The sequence below is a fragment of the Agaribacter flavus genome (assembly GCF_042646125.1).
Taxonomy (GTDB): Bacteria; Pseudomonadota; Gammaproteobacteria; order Enterobacterales; family Alteromonadaceae; genus Glaciecola; species Glaciecola flavus.
On the sequence record NZ_JBHRSW010000053.1, the window covers coordinates 1 to 1,127 of the forward strand.

Sequence of the window (1,127 nt, forward strand, 5' to 3'; positions counted from 1 at the left end):
AGAGCTGGATGTTTGGTGTAAATGGTGACGGTGTTGGCAGTGCTTTAAGTAGAACTTCCAACCTAACCCAATCACAACGAACAGAGTTGCTTACGGCTTTTCAAAATGGAAACGTGAGAACCCAGCTTGTTGTTGTTAGGCCAAGACATGTTGGCTCTGGGGTAACACAGCGTCTTGCCAATGATGCGACTTTTGGTGCGAACGGTTCTCAGAAACTAAATGATATTGTGATTATAGAAGTACCAATTAACCCATAGTTTCAATATTAAGTAATATGTTGTGATCTGATAAAATTGAATACACAAAAACGCGGCATCATATATTGGTGTCGCGCATTCAAATTGTAGTTGAAATATGGAGTTCAAATATAAGAATGATGACTGCGTTAGAAGAAGTTAAATTCAGAGCTGATTCGTGCTCAACAATGGCTAACATTCTGCCAGCAGAGCACCGTCCTGCCTCCAAAAAAGCATTTGGATACAGAATATGTGGTGGCTATTCTTATGGCGCTTATATTTTTAATACAGCTCTGGGTTTGAATGAGAATGCAAAAACGCATTTATTGAATAGATTGAAGCTTGATTCATTAGCTATGGATGTTTATGAACAAGACATGTTCCCCAGTTTGGAAAACATCTATCAAACAAAGACGCTTTTGCTGGAGGATGTAACTGAAGTGTCGGAAAAGATTATTAGTGTAGCTAAAACAAATACAAGTGAGTCTGTAAGCCATTTATGTACAATTCTTTCATGCTTACGATTAGATGAAGACCATAGACCCTACATGGAATGGTTTCGAAAGTGGGAAGCCAAAAAGTATACCTTAGTACTACCGGGCTCTTCGGAAGCCATTGCTCACTTAGTCAACCGCGATGAGGATAATTTAGTATTAACTTTAGATACTATGTTGTTAGCTCATCATAAAGAGGCAGGTAATCGACATTCTAACATTTATAATTCACACGCTGCGTTTTTGAGTTTAGCACCTTATTTAATGTTGGAGCTAGCCGAGCATCTTGGCATGGAGCTTCGCTCTAGAATTACGCAAAACAAACAAACGTTGAAATTAGGTCTAAGCTCCCCAGCTGATTTTCCGGAGATTGCCAAAAACCATAAAATGCCAATAG

Annotated in this window: 2 protein-coding genes; both read left to right on the plus strand. The window is 39.0% G+C overall.

Annotation, left to right across the window (positions count from 1 at the left end; genetic code table 11):
- On the plus strand, positions 1-257 hold a 257-nt coding region (locus tag ACFOHL_RS17530; protein WP_376921543.1), incomplete at its 5' end, for a hypothetical protein.
- Positions 258-325: 68 nt separating this feature from the next.
- The coding region (locus ACFOHL_RS17535; RefSeq protein WP_376921544.1) for a hypothetical protein at positions 326-1,127 on the plus strand (802 nt) is incomplete at its 3' end.